This window comes from Pontibacter sp. HSC-14F20, assembly GCF_019599265.1.
Taxonomy (GTDB): domain Bacteria; phylum Bacteroidota; class Bacteroidia; order Cytophagales; family Hymenobacteraceae; genus Pontibacter.
In genome coordinates this window covers 62,531-78,810 of record NZ_JAHZTC010000019.1, presented here as the reverse complement: position 1 = coordinate 78,810, position 16,280 = coordinate 62,531, and the positions used below count along the sequence as shown (strand labels likewise).

Sequence of the window (16,280 nt, the reverse complement as noted above, 5' to 3'; positions counted from 1 at the left end):
GAGAAGAAGATTATGATACATTTCGAGGAATTTACGCTGGATAACGGCCTCCGTGTGATCGTGCACGAAGACCATACCTCCCCCATGGCCGTGTTGAACGTGCTCTACGACGTGGGCTCCCGCGACGAGGTAGAGCAGCACACCGGCTTTGCGCACTTATTTGAGCACCTGATGTTCAGCGGATCCAAAAACATACCGGTATACGACGAACCCCTGCAGCGCGTGGGTGGCGAAAACAACGCCTTCACCAGTCCCGACATCACCAACTATTACCTTTCGCTGCCGGCCCAGAACATCGAAACCGGTTTTTGGCTGGAGTCGGACCGCATGCTGGACCTGGCTTTCAGCGAGCATGGATTGGAAGTACAGCGCAAGGTGGTGGTAGAGGAGTTCAAGCAAAATTACCTGAACCAACCTTACGGCGATGTTTGGCTGAAGCTGCGCCCGCTGGCCTACGAGCAGCACCCTTACAAGTGGGCCACCATCGGCAAAGAAATCGCTCATATTGAAGACGCGACCATGGACATCGTGAAAGCGTTCCACAGGAAACATTACTCCCCAAGCAACGCCATATTGGTGATAGCTGGCAACGTGACCTTTGACAAGGCGAAAGAATTATCTCAAAAATGGTTCGGCCCTATACCTGCCGGAGAAAAATATGAGCGTGCTATACCTCATGAGCCAAAGCAGCAGGCACCACGCGTGCTCGAAACCAGCGCCGACGTGCCGCTGAGCGCCATCTACAAGGCTTACCACATGCCGCACCGCACGCACGAAGACTACTATGCCGTCGACCTGATCAGCGACATTCTGGGCCGTGGCAAATCGTCGCGATTGTACGAGCAACTGGTGAAAGAGCAGAAACTATTTAACTCTATTTCCGCATCCGTGACGGGTTCCATTGAACCGGGCTTGCTGATCATCCAGGGCAAACTCAATGAAGGTATAGACCTGCAGGAAGCCAACGCCGCCATTGAGGCTATCAACAAAGAACTGATGGAGCAGCTGGTAGACGAGGAAGAGCTGAACAAAGTGAAAAACCAGGCCGAAACCTCGCTCGTGTTCTCCGAAATTGAGCTCCTGAACCGCGCCATGAACCTGGCTTATGGCAAACTCCTCGGTGATGCAAATTTCGTGAACACTGAAGGTGAGAAGATTCAGGCCATCATGCCGCAGGATATTTTGCGCTGCGCCAAAGAGGTGCTTGACCCGAACAATTGCTCCACGTTACTTTATAAAGCCGAGAAGAAAGAGCAAGCAGTGGAACAGGAAGTTTAGGCAAGGTATAGCAATTATTAAAAAAATTTAAAAAGCGGCTGCCAGGTAGATGGCAGCCGCTTTTTTGTTGCCCATGGTTTGCAAAAACTCTCTTCCTCCAGATTTCCTTCAAAATCGCATAGTAACTTGGTGTAAGTAATTATTTTAATCATAAAACTGAATACCATGAAATCAACCGCTTTAGCATTTCTATTATTGACTGGCACCCTAATGTCTTGTGATAACAACGATGATGATATAAAGATCGATGACGTGCCTGCAACTGTGCGTGAGGCGCTGTCAACCAGTTTCCCGAACGCAACAGACATAGATTGGGAGAAAAAGGGAGAAGACTTTGAAGCCGATTTTGATATAGACAGAGTGGATTACAGCGCCCTGTTCAATTCATCCGGCTCTATGATGAAGCATAAATATAACATAGCTGAAACTGAGCTCCCGGAGGCGATCCGAACCACTATCACCCAGAATTATGCGGATCGTAAAATAGATGACCCGGAAGTGCTGGTGCAGAACGGCGACACTTTGTATCAGGTAGAACTTGACCATACCACTAGCGCGGACGAAAAACTTGTCTTTTCCGCCGATGGTCAGCAAGTGCAGCAAGCTTACTGGGATTAATTACCCGCAGCCTGCATTTAAAAGGACCGGAGGCACAGTGCTCCGGTCCTTTTTTGTTTTTCAACAGCCGCTGAAAGCCTGTATACCTGCTCCCTCAAATAATAAACTGCTCTAAATAACCTGACTACAAATTGTCTTCAGATTTAATTTATAATCTTAGGCATTGATTACTTACTTGTAGTTTATAACCGACTTATGAAGCCGCAACTCATCGCCGTCCTTCTTTTAACAGCATGTATGACCTCCTGTGATGATGACGTAATGCCAGAGAAAGTGCCACTGGAAGTGCGTCAGAACTTACTAGAAGCGTTTCCGCACGCCTACCAAATTGAATGGGAAAAAAGTGGGAATGATTACGAAGCGGACTTCACGGTACATGCCGCCGAACACAGCGCACTTTTCCAGCAATCCGGTGAACTCGCGCAATACAAACGCGCTATACCTTCGTCAGAACTACCAGAAGCCGTTACCAGTTCTATTGGCAGACAATTTTCGGGCTATAAACTTGTGGAGGCAGATGCTTTTGTAAAAAATCTCATCACTTCTTACCAGGTAGTGCTCAAAAGCAAAACAGCAGAGGTTGAAGTTGTTTTTTCAGCAGACGGTCAGCAACTCCGGCAACCTTACTGGGACTAGTTCATACTAATCTTTCTACTCATAAGTCCGACAACCTGGCATTGCAACTTTTCAAGCATAACATTTGTATATACAAACAACGAGACTAACTTTGCACCTACATTCAGCCTATGCGGATAGAAGACGAATTACAGCAGAAAGACTTCAAGGACGATCACCGTCGGATGGTGGTTAATCTGTTATTCACAAACAATTGGCTGAATCAGCAGTTTATACCTTTCTTCAAGCAGTTTGGGCTCACGCTGCAGCAGCACAATGTGCTGAGCATTGTGCGTGGCCAGCACCCAGAGCCTGTTTGTTTTGGTGAAGTGCAGGAACGCATGGTGGACCGCAACTCCAATGTAACTCGCCTTGTGGATAAACTGATCGAAAAAGGCTACGTGACCCGCGACATCTGCCAGGCAAACCGCCGCATGATCGAGGTGAGGCTTACCCCGAAAGGTACGGACTTGTTAAATCAGATAGATGAGCAAATGCCCGGCTTCTTTCAGCGCTTCCATAACCTGACACAGAAAGAGGCTGTTTTAGTGAGCAAGTTGCTAGACAAACTCAGAGGCTGAGCTATTTTTTTATCTGAATATTTGTATGCACAAATAATGTACACACTGAAATTATATTTATGAAGAACATCACCATAAAAAGCACGACTATACCTGCTCTGGGGCTGGGCACTTTTCAGTTAGAGAACGAATTGGCCCGCGAGATAACGGCCGCCGCCATTTCAGCGGGTTACCGCCACATCGATACGGCGCAGGTATACCAGAACGAAGCGGGCGTAGGTTCGGCCATTAAAGATTCAGGTTTAGACCGCGACGAGATTTTCCTGACCACCAAGGTTTTCCGGGAGAGTCTGTCGGAAAAGGATTTTCTGCCGTCGGTAGAGGAAAGTCTGCGCAAGCTCAAGACCGATTATGTGGACCTTTTATTGATTCACTGGCCGAGCCGCAATGTGCCCGTGGCCGAGTATATGGATCAGCTGATGGAGGCACAGCGGAAAGGCTATACCAGGCACATCGGCGTGAGTAACCACCCTACTGCTCTCCTCGGCGAGGTATTGGCTACAGGCGCCGACATCATCACCAATCAGGTAGAATACCACCCCTTGATCAACCAGACGAAGCTCTATACCTATCTGCGCGAGCATGGTATTTCGCTGACGGCCTACAGCCCGATCGCGCAAGGCAAAGTGCTCGGCAACCCTGTCTTAAAAGAGATAGGCGAAAAGTACGGCAAAAACGAAGTGCAGGTATCGCTGCGTTGGCTGGTGCAACAGGACGGTGTAATGGCTATACCTAGGACTTCCAAAACAGAGCGTCTGAAGGATAACCTGAACATTTTCGACTTTGAACTGTCAACTGAAGACACCGCCCGGATCGACCAACTGAAAAAGGATAACCAGAGAGTCGTTAATCCGCCTTTTGCACCGGACTGGGACCAGGTAGTTTAGGAATTTAGAGTTTAAGAAGTTAGGAGTTTATAAACTTACTCAATATGCCCTCTCTTGCCTTTCTGCGCAAGGACATAAAAGAAGCAGTCAGAGTCAGCATGGTAACAAACACTCCCCAAAGGTGAGTGAGGGTATAGAACAGATTTTGTAGGGACAGGTTGCGACCGGTCCGAATCGTGCACGAAAAATCACTGATTACCATTAACAGAATCGTGCACTCAACTATTTAACAATCCAGTAATTTAACAATTCATAAAAATGTCACAACCACTTTTAAAACCGATAAAACTACACGATTTAGAACTGAAAAACCGCGTGATCATGGCACCCATGACGCGAAGCCGCGCCAACAATGAAGGCAACGTAGCCAACGACCTGATGGTGACCTACTATAGTCAACGTGCCAGCGCCGGTTTAATCATCTCCGAAGGGTCTCAAATCTCAGAGCAGGCCGTTGGGTATATCAACACGCCCGGTATTTACAGCCAAGAGCAGGTAGCGGGCTGGAAGAAAGTAACCAGCGCCGTGCATGCTGAAGGCGGAAAGATCTTCGCGCAGCTGTGGCACGTGGGCCGCATGTCGCACCCAGACTTCCATGGCGGAAAGCTGCCAGTTGCCCCATCGGCTATCAACCCTAATGACAAAGCCTTCACCCCGGAGGGTTTCAAAGATACCGTTACACCGCACGAGCTCACTATACCTGAAATCAAACAAATTGTGCAGGACTTTAAAACAGCTGCCCGTAACGCCATCGATGCTGGTTTTGACGGTGTGGAAGTGCATGCCTCCAACGGCTACCTGCTGCACCAGTTCTTTGTGAGCACGGCCAACGCGCGCACCGATGACTATGGTGGATCTGTAAAGAACCGCGCCCGTATTCTGTTCGAGGTACTGGATGCCATTAAGGAAGTGGTGCCGCAGCATCGTATCGGCGTCCGCCTGAACCCAAGTATGCACGGCGGTTTCGGCATTACCGTGAACGAGGATACCATCCCAACCTTCGACTACATTGTAGAGCAGCTGAACAAATGTAGCTTGGCATACCTGCACCTGACCGAAGCTTCGCCGGCCAATAAGAACGTACCGCATATTGAGCCGCAAGTGGCTAAGCGCTACCGTCCGAAGTATAACGGCAACCTGATCATCAACGGAGGTTTTAAGCAGGAGACAGGTAATCAGGTAATTGCCGATGGCGACGCTGACATGGTGGCCTTCGGGGTGCCGTTTATTGGCAACCCTGACCTAGTGGAGCGCTTTGCCGAGAATGCGGAACTGCAACAGGCAGACCCAGGCAAATTCTATGCGCCCGGCCCTGAAGGCTATGTGGATTACCCAACCCTGGCAGAAGTGGAAGCCTAAGCGCTTCCTAAATAGAATATAGACAAGAGCCAACTACCCTAACCGGTGGCTGGCTCTTGTTTTTTAAACCTTTCCGCCTGATTTAAGTCTATACCCTTGAAAAATGCGCCTGCCGATTAATGACTAAAGCGTAAAAGAAACTATATTTACTTTTTATACCTGCCTTATCAGGCATGCGCTATACCTTCAACACTTACTATGAAATTTAAAATAAGAACAGGCTTTGGCTACGACGTGCACCAACTGCAGGAAGGGCTGGATTTCTGGCTTGGCGGCATTAAGATTCCGCACACGCACGGCGCACTCGGCCATTCCGATGCCGATGTACTGACGCACGTTATATGCGATGCACTGCTGGGTGCTGCCAACCTACGCGACATCGGCTACCATTTCTCTGACAAAGACCCGCAGTACAAAGGCATCGACAGCAAAATCCTGCTCAAAGAAGTGGTGCACCTGCTCTCCCGCGAAGGATACGAGATTGGTAATATTGACACCACTATCTGCCTGCAGGAGCCTAAAGTAAATCCGCATATACCGTACATGAAGGCCTGTCTGGCTAACGTGATGGGTATACCGGAGCAGGATATTTCCATTAAGGCTACTACTACCGAGCACCTTGGCTTTGTGGGCAAAAAAGAAGGCGTGGCCGCTTTTGCAACTGTACTTATCTATAAGCAATAACAATCACTAACCCTTTTCTTCACCAACAACAAACATGAAGTATAACAAGTTTTATCTGTATGCGCTGGCCGCCTTCCTGACCACAGGTTGCGCTACCACGCCTACTACCACCACCAGCACCACTGCTGAAACCCCGGTTGCAGACGCTGACCGACTCCGCGAAGCTGCCCCTAAGTATGCAGCCACAATCACCGCCGCTGACTTGTCCAAGCACCTTCACATACTTGCTTCGGATGAGTATGAAGGCCGCGATACAGGTTCTAAAGGCCTGCAAATGGCTGCTGAGTACATCTCCCGCGAGTTTAAAGAAGATGGCCTGGCCGGACCTGTAAAGAACAACGCCAATCCGTATTACCAGCCGGTAGCTTTGGAGCGCAGCCAGTGGGGCGACGGTTACATCATGGTGGGCAACCAAAAGTTCATGATGGGCCAGGACTTCTTCGTGCTGGGCGCATCCCCCTACCAGACCGAACAGACCGCTGAAATAGTATTTGCCGGTTACGGCATCGATGCTGACAACTACTCTGACTACGCCAACCTCGACGTAACAGGTAAAATGGTGGTTGTACTGGGCGGTGAGCCAAAAAGTGCTGACGGCAAGTTCCTGGTAAGCGGTACTGAAAAGGCCTCTGACTGGGGCAACGACTTCCGTACCAAGCGCAATGCGGCTACCAAGCGTGGAGCCAAGAGCGTGCTGGTGGTAACAGGCAACAATGCTGATGAATTTAAGACCATGACGCAACGCTACCGCAACTTCCTGTCGCGTCCGTCAATCGGCCTGAAGGGCAATGGCGCTCAGGGTGGAGCTACTGCAGCCATGATGGTGTCGCCACAGGTAGGAGCTGCTTTGCTGGGCACTACCCCTGAGAAAATGCTGGCCTATGCCAACACTGTAGCCAAAGCAGGAAAACCAACTGCCGGCACTTTCACAACTGTAAAAGATGTGAAAGTGAAAACTGAGCGTAACAGCACAGCGCTTCCGTCTGAAAACGTACTGGGTTACATCGAGGGCACAGACAAGAAAGATGAAGTAATCATTGTAACCTCACACTACGACCACGTAGGTATAGAGGACGGCGAGATCTTTAACGGTGCGAATGACGACGGTTCAGGTACAGTAGCCGTAATCGAACTGGCAGAGGCTTTTGCACAAGCCAAGAAAGACGGCATGGGCCCACGTCGCAGCATCCTGTTCATGACCGTTACGGCTGAAGAAAAAGGCCTGTTAGGTTCTGAGTACTATGCCAACAACCCTGTATTCCCGCTGGAGAACACGGTAGCCAACATCAACATCGACATGATTGGCCGCATGGACTTCGACGCTGAGAAGACAAATGACCAGAACTACATCTATGTAATCGGTGCTGACAAACTTTCTTCTGAACTGCACAAGATCAACGAAGAGGTAAACCAGAAGCACGTAGGCCTGCGCCTTGACTATAAGTTCAACGACGAGAACGACCCGAACCGTTTCTACTACCGCTCTGACCACTACAACTTTGCCAAGCACGGTATTCCGATCGTGTTCTACTTCAATGGTGTACACGCCGATTACCACAAGTCAACCGACACAGTAGACAAGATCCTTTTCGAAAAAGCTGAGAAAGCCGCTCGTCTGGCGTTCCACGTGACCTGGGAGCTTGCCAACCGCGACAACCGCATTGTAGTAGACAGCAACAAAAAGTAACATACTAAACCCGCACCAGCGGCCGTTTATCATAAAAACAATCCGCTTTTATTAGCTTTGAGGAAAACACCCTAACTTTAAGGGTGTTTTCCTTTTTACAGCACTTCCTGAAAAAAAGCCATTTTCGGGAAAGACCATAGGGTTTAGCTTATGAGTAGACTAAAACAGTTTCTGCTGGATGCCGAAACGAAATCATTTGACTTGGGCCACCGCTCGACCATTAGGTTCAACATCGGCAAGTATAACGCCGCTGTGCAACGTGGCCTTACCCAATACAGCGATCACGAGCTCGCCCGCGAAAGGGCTTCTTTCATAAAAACCAACGCCATCAACAACCTGGACAAGTACCTGATGGAGTTCGAGTCGAACTTTACGGCCCGTGGCGGCAAGGTGATCTGGGCCCGCAACGCCGAAGAGGCACTCAAGGAGATCGGCCAGATCATGAAGCGCAAGCGTGCCCGCTCGGTGGTGAAGTCGAAGTCGATGACGACGGAGGAAATTCATTTAAATAACTTCCTGGAGAAGAACGGAATCGAGACGGTAGAGACGGACCTTGGCGAGTACATTGTGCAATTGGCTGAGCAAAGGCCTTATCATATTGTGACGCCCGCCATGCACATGTCTAAGAAGGATATTGCTGACCTCTTTGTAAAGAAACTCAAGATTGCCCCTACCGATAGTGCAGAAGAACTGGTAGCCACTGCCCGCCGCTTGCTGCGCGCCAAGTATACTGAGGCCGAAGTAGGTATAACCGGTGGCAATTTCCTGCTGGCCGATATCGGAGGTGTAGCGATTACCGAAAACGAAGGCAACGGCCGTTTGTCCACCGCCTTCCCGAAAACGCACATCGCCATTGTAGGTATAGAGAAGATGCTACCCTCGGTAATGGACCTGGACCTATTCTGGCCTTTGCTCAGCACGAGCGGAACCGGTCAGCAAGTCACCATTTACAACACCATCTTCACTGGTCCGCGCCAGCCAAATGAGAAGGACGGTCCGGAAGAAATGTATGTGGTGCTGCTCGATAATGGCCGTACCGAATTACTAGCCCTACCCGAGAAGCGCGAAGCGCTGAATTGCATCCGCTGCGGCGCCTGCCTGAACGTGTGCCCGGTATACAAAAACATTGGCGGCCATACCTACGAGAGTACCTACAGCGGTCCGATCGGTTCAGTGATCACGCCGCATTACAACGGCATGGCCGAAAATAAGCACCTGAGTTTTGCCAGTTCGCTTTGCGGCGCATGTACTTCGGTTTGCCCGGTGAAGATTAACATCCACAACCTGCTGCTGCTCAACCGCCGCCAGAGTGTAGAACAGGGTTTTACCGAAAAGAACGAACGCACCACCTTTAAGCTGTGGCTAAAAGCCATGAAGAGCCGAAAATTGCTGAACATGGCTCCGGCTGGCGTGAAAAATTTCGTGCTGAAGCAAGTACTGAAAGATACCTGGAGCAAGCGCCGCGAGCCGCTACAAGTAGCGCCGAAGTCGTTTAACCAGCTTTGGAAAGAGCGGGAGGGGAAGTAATCTGAATCAGGATTTTCAGGATTAGAGGATTCTCGTGCACGATAGCCTCCCTGCCCCTCTCTTTAAAGAGTGGAATTTTTGAAGCTGCCTCTCTGCAGGTATAAGCTTCGTTGCACCTTTAACAGATCACGGGCAGGTATAGCAAGACTTACTTGCACCTTCAGCAATGAAACGGATCACTTCAGCCAAGTGCACCCAAATGACTACCCACTGTTTGAGCGTTCAGCGAGTGGGGGTAGGGGCCCTCGATTTGGGGAGTCTTGATTTTTTTGCCTACTGGGGGTAGGGGCCCTCGATTTTTTTATCAAGAAAAAAAGGAGGTGCCCGCTGCACAGGCGAAGCTATAAAACAATACTGGTTGCTATACCTATAGCTGCCACTACGCCAGTCGCAAACTATACCTCATTAAACATAAAAGGCCTGCAAACTGAAGATTGCAGGCCTTTTATGTTCCATTATCCGCCTGGTCTCCCAGGCAATTATTATTACCGTCGTCCATACCTTATACCTTTAAAAAATAGCAGGAGTACATGGCTTACGGGAAAATACCGTTACTTCATTCACATCTTTCAGACGGCAGATAAAACGCGTCATACGTTCCACACCGAATCCGGCACCGGCAGTTTTAGGTAGCAAGCCCGCTCTGGCGATTTCCAGGTAATGCTTAAATGTTTCGGTATTGGTGCCGACTTCGGCCATGCGCTTCAAAATCTGCTTGTACTCATGCTCACGCTCGGCACCTGACAATCCTTCGCCAAATCCCTCCGGCCAGATAACGTCGTAGTTCAGATAGGTACCGCGGCGGCTAGGGTCTTCTTTGTCGTAGAACTCACGCTTGTGGTTGATCAGCCAGAATGGCTCAGTCGACTCCTCAGACTGAATCGCTTCATAATCCGGACCCAAGGCGGCTTCCAGCTTTTCGGTGCGGTATACCGGCCACTTCTCATACTGCGGCAGCAGCTCGCCACGCAGCTCCATCAGAAGTTCAGGAATATCTCTGTTCAGGCTGGCGAAGATGTAGTTGACCAGTTCTTCCATGAACTCCATCACAAAGAAGCGGTCTTTGCCACGGAATTCGAAATCTACTTGTGTGAACTCGAACAAATGGCGGCCTGTTTCGGCGCGATCCGAAAACTCAAGACGCACGTTGGGCGACACAATGTAGAGGCTTTCCAACTCAGGGTTTACCAATGCCAGCTGCTTGTGGAAAATCATCGATTTAGTGAGGCTCCAACGCTGGTCCGCATAACCGATACTAGCATCTACCACGCCGTGGTTGAGCGGATCGGTAATAGGCGAGAGCATGAGCGGCATCAGCTGCGTGAGCCCTTTTTTGAACATAAAGTCGTGCGTGGCACGGATAATTCCCTGCTGTACTTTGAGCACTTTGGGCAGGGACACACGGCTCAGGTGCTTCATGGTAGCTTCCAGTGCCGTAGGTTCTGTGAGTGTCTGCAATTCCATTCTATCTTATTTTTAATGAATTGATGTATTGCAAACTTAATTATCAGTGATATATATTGAAAATTATTTAACATTTAATTACTTTTGCTAAAATAATATCAAAATACGGAGCAAATAATTGATAATCCACTAAAACACAGGATATATATTGAGTATGGATTCACAAATTGATAAACTCGACCGTCAGATTCTACACCTGCTGATGCAGAATGTTAACCGTGCCTATACTGATATCGCCAAGGAGTTAGGTGTTTCGGGGGGCACGATTCATGTACGCCTCAAGAAAATGACGGAGATGGGCATTGTGCAGGGAGCACAACTCCTGATTAATCCGGCAGCGATAGGGTATGATGTATGTGCCTTTATCGGGGTGTTTTTAGAGAAGGGCTCTGCCTACAAAGAAGTGGTGGAGAAAATGCGCGTTATACCTGAGATTGTAGAGCTCCACTATACTACCGGTGCCTACAGTATGTTCGTCAAGATCATCTGCCGCGACACGAAACACCTGCGCGAAGTGCTCAACGAGAAAATGCAGGGTATAGCAGGCGTGCATCGCACCGAAACGTTCATTTCGCTGGAGGAGAGTATAACGAGGCAGATTTCGGTGGGGGTTGAGTAGGTATAGCAAAGCTGCTTCGGACTGGTCCGAAGCAGCTTTGCTATACCTGAGTTTATTAAAGTAATTCTGCTATACCTTATTTCAACTTCTGCAGCGCTTCTCTTAACCTGCCCAGCGAGTCTTTTATACTTTCCAGCGAAGCGCCGCCAACTGACAGTCGGAACCAGCCTAGCGCCGGATCAGAACCGAAAGCAGAGAACGGAACGACGGCCAGCTTGGCTTCCTGAAGTATGTAGAAACTGATGTCTTTGCTGGTTTGCAGCACCTGGCCAGATGGTGTGGTTTTGCCGGCCAGGTCGAGTTTGGCGGAAAGGTAAATGGCCCCCATCGGCTCGATGGCATCCACGTTATACCCTTCGTTTTTCAAGTCTTTGAAAACGTGATAAAGCATGTCCAGACTCGCGCGCACATCATGTTTGAACTCGTCCAGGAACACATCCACGGTGTCGGTTTGGTGCAGGAAGCGGGCGGTAGCCATTTGCTCGGCTTTCGGCGCCCAGGCACCCACGTGACCTAGAATCGCCTTCATCTTATCAATCACTCCAGTCGGGCCGAAAGCGTAACCAACGCGCACGCCAGTAGCCGCGAAGCATTTGGAAGTGCCGTCGATGTAAATGGTGTAGTCGCGCAGCTCAGGGCGCAGGTTAACAGGGTCGTAATGCTTGTGCTCGCCAAAAGTCAGCATCCAGTAGATCTGGTCATACAGGATGTAAAGTGGCTTTTCGCCTGCACTCCGGCTTTTGTTTTCGGCAATAACCAGGTCGCAAATATCCTCGAGGTCTTTTTTGGAGAACATGGTGCCCGTCGGGTTAAGCGGTGAGCACAGGGCCAGCATGGTTGCACCTTTCAATTGAGAAGCCACATCGGCAGCCGTTGGCATGAAATTGTTGTCCGGATTGGTCTCTACCATCACAGGTGTTGCGCTGGAAAGATGGCAATAGTGGTTGTTGTTCCACGATGGCGTCGGGAAAACCACTTTGTCACCCGGGTCTACAAGGGCCAGGTAGGTCGCGTAAATCAGCGGACGGGAGCCGCCAGCTACCAGAATGTCATTTTCGGAATACTCCAGACCCAATTGGTCGCGAGTGAAGTCGGCGACGGCTTTGCGCAGCACGGCTACCCCATTGGCAGGCGGGTAATTGGTATGTCCTTCGGCGTAGGCCTCGGCAATGCCAGCTCGCAGTTCGCCAGGTATAGGAAAGATCTTAGGATCGAAGTCGCCGATGGTAAGGTTGCAGATTTGCTCGCCTTTGGCAATCATTGCGTTGACTTCACCGGCGAGCTTGATAATCTCGGAACCGATGAGGTTTTGGGCCATTCTAGAAACGGTCATGCGCCTGTCAGTTAGTACGCTCCAAGATACTAACTTCTAGAAAAAGTATGGCCCAAACGCAGTACAAAAAGCTAATAATTAGGTCTGATTACTGGCTATCCGGTCTCAAGTATGCGGGAATGCGTAGCTCAATCTTATGCTGTATGCATACGTGACAAAAATGACCCTTGCAAGGTATAGCAAGACTAACTTGCACGGAAGCAATGAAAGAGAAGCCTGTGCCCGGTGCACTCTTGACGATTTTGTGTTTGAGCGGTCAGCGAGTTTAAAAGCGTCTTGATTTTTTTGCTTACTGGGGGTAGGAGCCCTCACTTTTTTCATCAAGGAAAAAAGTGAGCCCCCCCGGCCAGGGCAAGCTATAGAACAATTCAGTTTGCTATACCTGTGATTGCAGTTGCTAGAAAGCAAAGTAAGCTATACCTGAGCCAGAGGCCCCACCATAGTAGGCACGAGCCTGGACGCTCGCGCCATCGCCATCATTGCTATAAAGAAATACCTGAGACGGAAAGAAAAAAGCGGCTGCAAGATTTCTATAACTTACAGGCGCTTCTGATAACAGAAATTATGCGTTAGAACAAAGCAATAAAATTTAAAATTTACTTCGTCCGAATAAATTTACCATTTATAATAACTACTCTCCTCCCCGTCATTCAGAATATCGGCGGCGGTGTTGGGGCTGCGGCTGATATCGGCCAGTTTGCGCTCGCGCCACACGGCTGCTGACTCGCGGACTACATCGAGGTGGGCATCTGATTTCAGGCGCTCTTCTTCGCGCTTGGCCTCAATTTCAAACTCCTGACGGGCTGCAAATTTGGCCTCTGCCACAGCTTGGCGGGTATCGTACTGCTTCTGGCGCTCCTGCACCCGGTGCATTTCCTGCGTCGTACGCTCGTGCTCCAGGCCTTTCAGAATGTCGTCGTAAGGACCTTTGCTGGTAATCAGTTTCGTGAAGATCGGGGCCGTTTCGAGGCAGACAAACAGCAGCGTAATGAAGAACACGGGTAGCCACGGCAATTGGTTCAAGGCGTCGATTCTGGCCATCAGGCCATCGTAGTTCGAAAAGCTTTCCTGCCCCTCGGCCACGGTGCTGTCGTACTGCTTCATGAGGTCGGCAATGCGCTGCTCTTTTACCAAAATTCTGTCGGCAGCGCTAGCCTGCAACAACTTGAGTTCTTCATCTACCTTGTCGTACTGCTGCTTTTTCTCATCGTAGATGGGGCCTCGGCCTATTTTGCCGGTACCACCTGTACCGTCGGCTTCTGCGGCTACCTGTTCGTAAAGTTTGTTTCGCTCCTGTATTTTGGCTTCCACTTCGGCCCGTATACCTGCAATCTCAGACTTCACAGAATCTACCTCGGCAAACTGCTTGTTCACTAAGGATTTGTGTTGAATGGCAAGCTCTGCCTGCTTTTCTTTCAGAACGGCCTGTATCTCTTTGTCGAAAATCTTCAGCTCCAGCGGTTTGGAGATAACCACGGCCAGCACCAGCGCCAGCAAAATACGCGGCGTTACCATCAGCAGTTCTCTCCAGAATTTGCCTTCTTTGCGGATGGTGGAAACGATAAAGCGGTCGAGGTTGAAGATAACGGCGCCCCACAGCAAACCAAAGCCTACGGCCATCGGCACCGAATCGAACACCGTGTAGAGGGCATAACCGCCCGACAAGCTGGCCAGCACACCTGTGAATAGAACGGTCGCACCGACACCGGCATACTTAATATGCTCCGACTTAGAGCACTTCTCAAGAATAGTGTCGTCGGCACCGGCGCACCACCAAAAAAACTTCTTCATGTATAATCCTGTACAGGTTAAAACTGATGCAAAGGCAGCATGCAATAACAACGCCTAACTTACTGGCTTTAATACTTTTATCCTTTAAAATGTGACGAACCACCTCTAAAATGTGATGAACACCGGCGCTACTACCGCGACAGAAGCCTTACGTGCTTAAGCTCAACCGTTTTCTACTGTTCTATACGGCTGATGAAGAAGGTATAGCCAATTGCCTGAATCTTTACAAAAGGGCTCCTACCACCATGGGATAACAGAATTTCATAATTATCTGGATAAAGGTGACGGTACATCAGGTATAATCAGTACATCAAAAAAGGCAGCGACTTATCCAGCCGCTGCCTTTGTATTGAGTAAGATCTTTAAGTAATCCCTTTCTAACTCTTAAACACCTAAACTCCTTAACTGTTCTCGTCTTCGTCCGGAAGGATCTCCACATCCTGCACCAGCACGAATTTCTCTATCTCGCGGGCTCGGGGTGTGTTGGCCAGTCCGCCGAGGGCAGTTTCTTTGTACTTGCGCTCCATGCTCTCGCCCACCTCGCCGAGGGCCGCTACGCACTGGTCGACCGGAATGACGGCATTAACACCGGCAATGGCCAGCTGTGAGGAAGAATAAGCAATAGCGGCCGCACTGGCGTTGCGCACAATGCAGGGCACTTCTACCAGTCCCGCCACCGGATCGCATACCAGGCCCAGCATACATTGGATCGTTATGGCTACTGCCGTGAACACCTGCTCCACGTTGCCGCCGAGGCAATACACAATAGCGCCTGCTGCCATGGCAGCCGCACTACCCGTCTCAGCTTGGCAACCGCCCACGGCTCCGGCCAAAGAAGCATTCTGCTCGATGATCAGGGCTATACCTGCTGCCACGAGCAGGCCTTCATGAATTTTGCGATCATCAAGTCCGTGCAGTTCCTGCAGCGTAGTGAGTGTACCAGGCAGTATACCGGAGGCACCGGCTGTTGGAGCGGCCACTACGCGGCCCATGCAGGAGTTCACCTCCTTGGCTCCCAGCGCACGAGACACCAGCATTTGAAACTCCGGAGACAGCACCGTTACCGGCGATTTGGCCACTTTCTTGGCGCTGTTGTTCACCATACCTGAGCGGGAGGTCATGTCTTCGGTGAGGCCGGTATGCACCGCATCCTTCATCACCTCATAGGCCTTGGCGATATTCTCCCAGATAAACTCCTCGGTGCGGCCCTTCTGCTCTATTTCGTACTCCAGCACGGGCTGGTATAGTGGTTCGCCGGTTTCAGCGCAATGCTTTTCCCAGCTCTTAAAATCGTTGAATAGTAATGACATATCGTATGGGCTATACCTACCCCGCCACCTTAGCGCGAGGGCGTGTTAAAGATAATCTAAATTTCAGGAATCAGCTAGACTCCTGCTCCATTTGATAACACGGCTTCCGGGGCTAAACGTTCTGTTTTGGCCAGCGCTTCCTCGCACCTTAACCTATACCTGTCTTCTCCGTTTTTCTGAGGAAACGAGCTATACTTATACCTGATGGAAAACAAAGACAAAAAGCGTGTGGCCATGCGCATACACGGCCGGGTGCAAGGCGTATTTTTCAGAGCCAGCACCCAAGGAAAAGCACTTGAATTGGGCCTGTATGGTTTTGTACAAAATGAACCCGACGGCACCGTATACCTGGAAGCCGAAGGAAAACCCGAAGCACTGAAAGAACTGGAAAAATGGGCACACCAAGGCCCCGACCGCGCGCGGGTAGAGAAAGTAGAAGTGGAGGAAAAGGAGGGGTTGAAGGGGTTTGAAAGGTTTGAGCAGAGGAGGTAAAAGAATTGGATGATGTATAATTATACATTAACTTT

At 50.0% G+C, this 16,280-nt stretch carries 15 protein-coding genes; 11 read left to right on the top strand and 4 right to left on the bottom strand.

The features are described 5' to 3' along the window. Positions 1-12: 12 nt before the first annotated feature. The 9 genes from K3G39_RS16920 (at position 13) to K3G39_RS16880 (ending at position 9,236) form a co-directional block, all read left to right on the top strand. On the top strand, positions 13-1,278 hold the full coding sequence (locus K3G39_RS16920; RefSeq protein WP_220627356.1) for a pitrilysin family protein: 1,266 nt from the start codon (positions 13-15) through the stop codon (positions 1,276-1,278). Between the two features lie 165 nt (positions 1,279-1,443). Beyond that, a complete protein-coding gene (locus K3G39_RS16915) occupies positions 1,444-1,896 on the top strand; it encodes a PepSY-like domain-containing protein (protein ID WP_255594438.1) in 453 nt (150 codons plus the stop codon). Between the two features lie 195 nt (positions 1,897-2,091). Continuing rightward, positions 2,092-2,532: a hypothetical protein gene (locus K3G39_RS16910; RefSeq protein ID WP_220627355.1), complete on the top strand. Its 441-nt coding sequence runs from the start codon at positions 2,092-2,094 to the stop codon at positions 2,530-2,532. A gap of 110 nt (positions 2,533-2,642) precedes the next feature. Continuing rightward, positions 2,643-3,092, top strand: coding sequence for a MarR family winged helix-turn-helix transcriptional regulator (locus K3G39_RS16905; RefSeq protein ID WP_220627354.1), 450 nt, complete (start codon positions 2,643-2,645; stop codon positions 3,090-3,092). A gap of 59 nt (positions 3,093-3,151) precedes the next feature. Beyond that, positions 3,152-3,979 carry an aldo/keto reductase gene (locus tag K3G39_RS16900; protein ID WP_220627353.1) on the top strand — a complete coding sequence of 276 codons (828 nt, stop codon included), beginning with the start codon at positions 3,152-3,154 and terminating at the stop codon, positions 3,977-3,979. A gap of 258 nt (positions 3,980-4,237) precedes the next feature. Beyond that, positions 4,238-5,338, top strand: a complete 1,101-nt coding sequence (locus K3G39_RS16895; RefSeq protein ID WP_220627352.1) for an alkene reductase — start codon at positions 4,238-4,240, stop codon at positions 5,336-5,338. A gap of 198 nt (positions 5,339-5,536) precedes the next feature. After that, positions 5,537-6,022 (top strand): 2-C-methyl-D-erythritol 2,4-cyclodiphosphate synthase, encoded by a 486-nt coding sequence (gene ispF / locus K3G39_RS16890; protein ID WP_220627351.1) that lies wholly within the window; start codon positions 5,537-5,539, stop codon positions 6,020-6,022. A gap of 34 nt (positions 6,023-6,056) precedes the next feature. Then, on the top strand, positions 6,057-7,709 hold the full coding sequence (locus K3G39_RS16885; protein WP_220627350.1) for a M28 family peptidase: 1,653 nt from the start codon (positions 6,057-6,059) through the stop codon (positions 7,707-7,709). 150 nt (positions 7,710-7,859) lie between these two features. Beyond that, positions 7,860-9,236 (top strand): LutB/LldF family L-lactate oxidation iron-sulfur protein, encoded by a 1,377-nt coding sequence (locus K3G39_RS16880; RefSeq protein ID WP_220627349.1) that lies wholly within the window; start codon positions 7,860-7,862, stop codon positions 9,234-9,236. 510 nt (positions 9,237-9,746) lie between these two features. Here the strand turns inward: K3G39_RS16880 and K3G39_RS16875 are convergent. Further along, positions 9,747-10,700, bottom strand: a complete 954-nt coding sequence (locus K3G39_RS16875; RefSeq protein WP_220627348.1) for an asparagine synthetase A — start codon at positions 10,698-10,700, stop codon at positions 9,747-9,749. A gap of 154 nt (positions 10,701-10,854) precedes the next feature. On the opposite strand from K3G39_RS16875, the gene K3G39_RS16870 reads away from it, so the two are divergent. Next, positions 10,855-11,319 carry an Lrp/AsnC ligand binding domain-containing protein gene (locus tag K3G39_RS16870; RefSeq protein ID WP_220627347.1) on the top strand — a complete coding sequence of 155 codons (465 nt, stop codon included), beginning with the start codon at positions 10,855-10,857 and terminating at the stop codon, positions 11,317-11,319. Positions 11,320-11,395: 76 nt separating this feature from the next. Here the strand turns inward: K3G39_RS16870 and K3G39_RS16865 are convergent, their stop codons facing one another. The 3 genes from K3G39_RS16865 to sdaAA all read right to left on the bottom strand — a co-directional run bounded on the left by K3G39_RS16865 (position 11,396) and on the right by sdaAA (position 15,753). Continuing rightward, positions 11,396-12,652, bottom strand: coding sequence for a pyridoxal phosphate-dependent aminotransferase (locus K3G39_RS16865; RefSeq protein WP_255594437.1), 1,257 nt, complete (start codon positions 12,650-12,652; stop codon positions 11,396-11,398). 615 nt (positions 12,653-13,267) lie between these two features. Beyond that, positions 13,268-14,443, bottom strand: a complete 1,176-nt coding sequence (locus K3G39_RS16860; RefSeq protein WP_220627346.1) for a DUF4407 domain-containing protein — start codon at positions 14,441-14,443, stop codon at positions 13,268-13,270. 401 nt (positions 14,444-14,844) lie between these two features. Beyond that, the gene (gene sdaAA, locus K3G39_RS16855; protein ID WP_220627345.1) at positions 14,845-15,753 is read right to left on the bottom strand and encodes an L-serine ammonia-lyase, iron-sulfur-dependent, subunit alpha; all 909 of its coding nucleotides are present in this window, start codon (positions 15,751-15,753) and stop codon (positions 14,845-14,847) included. Positions 15,754-15,957: 204 nt separating this feature from the next. Between sdaAA and K3G39_RS16850 the strand changes: the two genes are divergently transcribed. Further along, complete coding sequence (locus K3G39_RS16850; protein ID WP_220627344.1) at positions 15,958-16,245, top strand: acylphosphatase; 288 nt, start codon at positions 15,958-15,960, stop codon at positions 16,243-16,245. Positions 16,246-16,280: the final 35 nt, after the last annotated feature.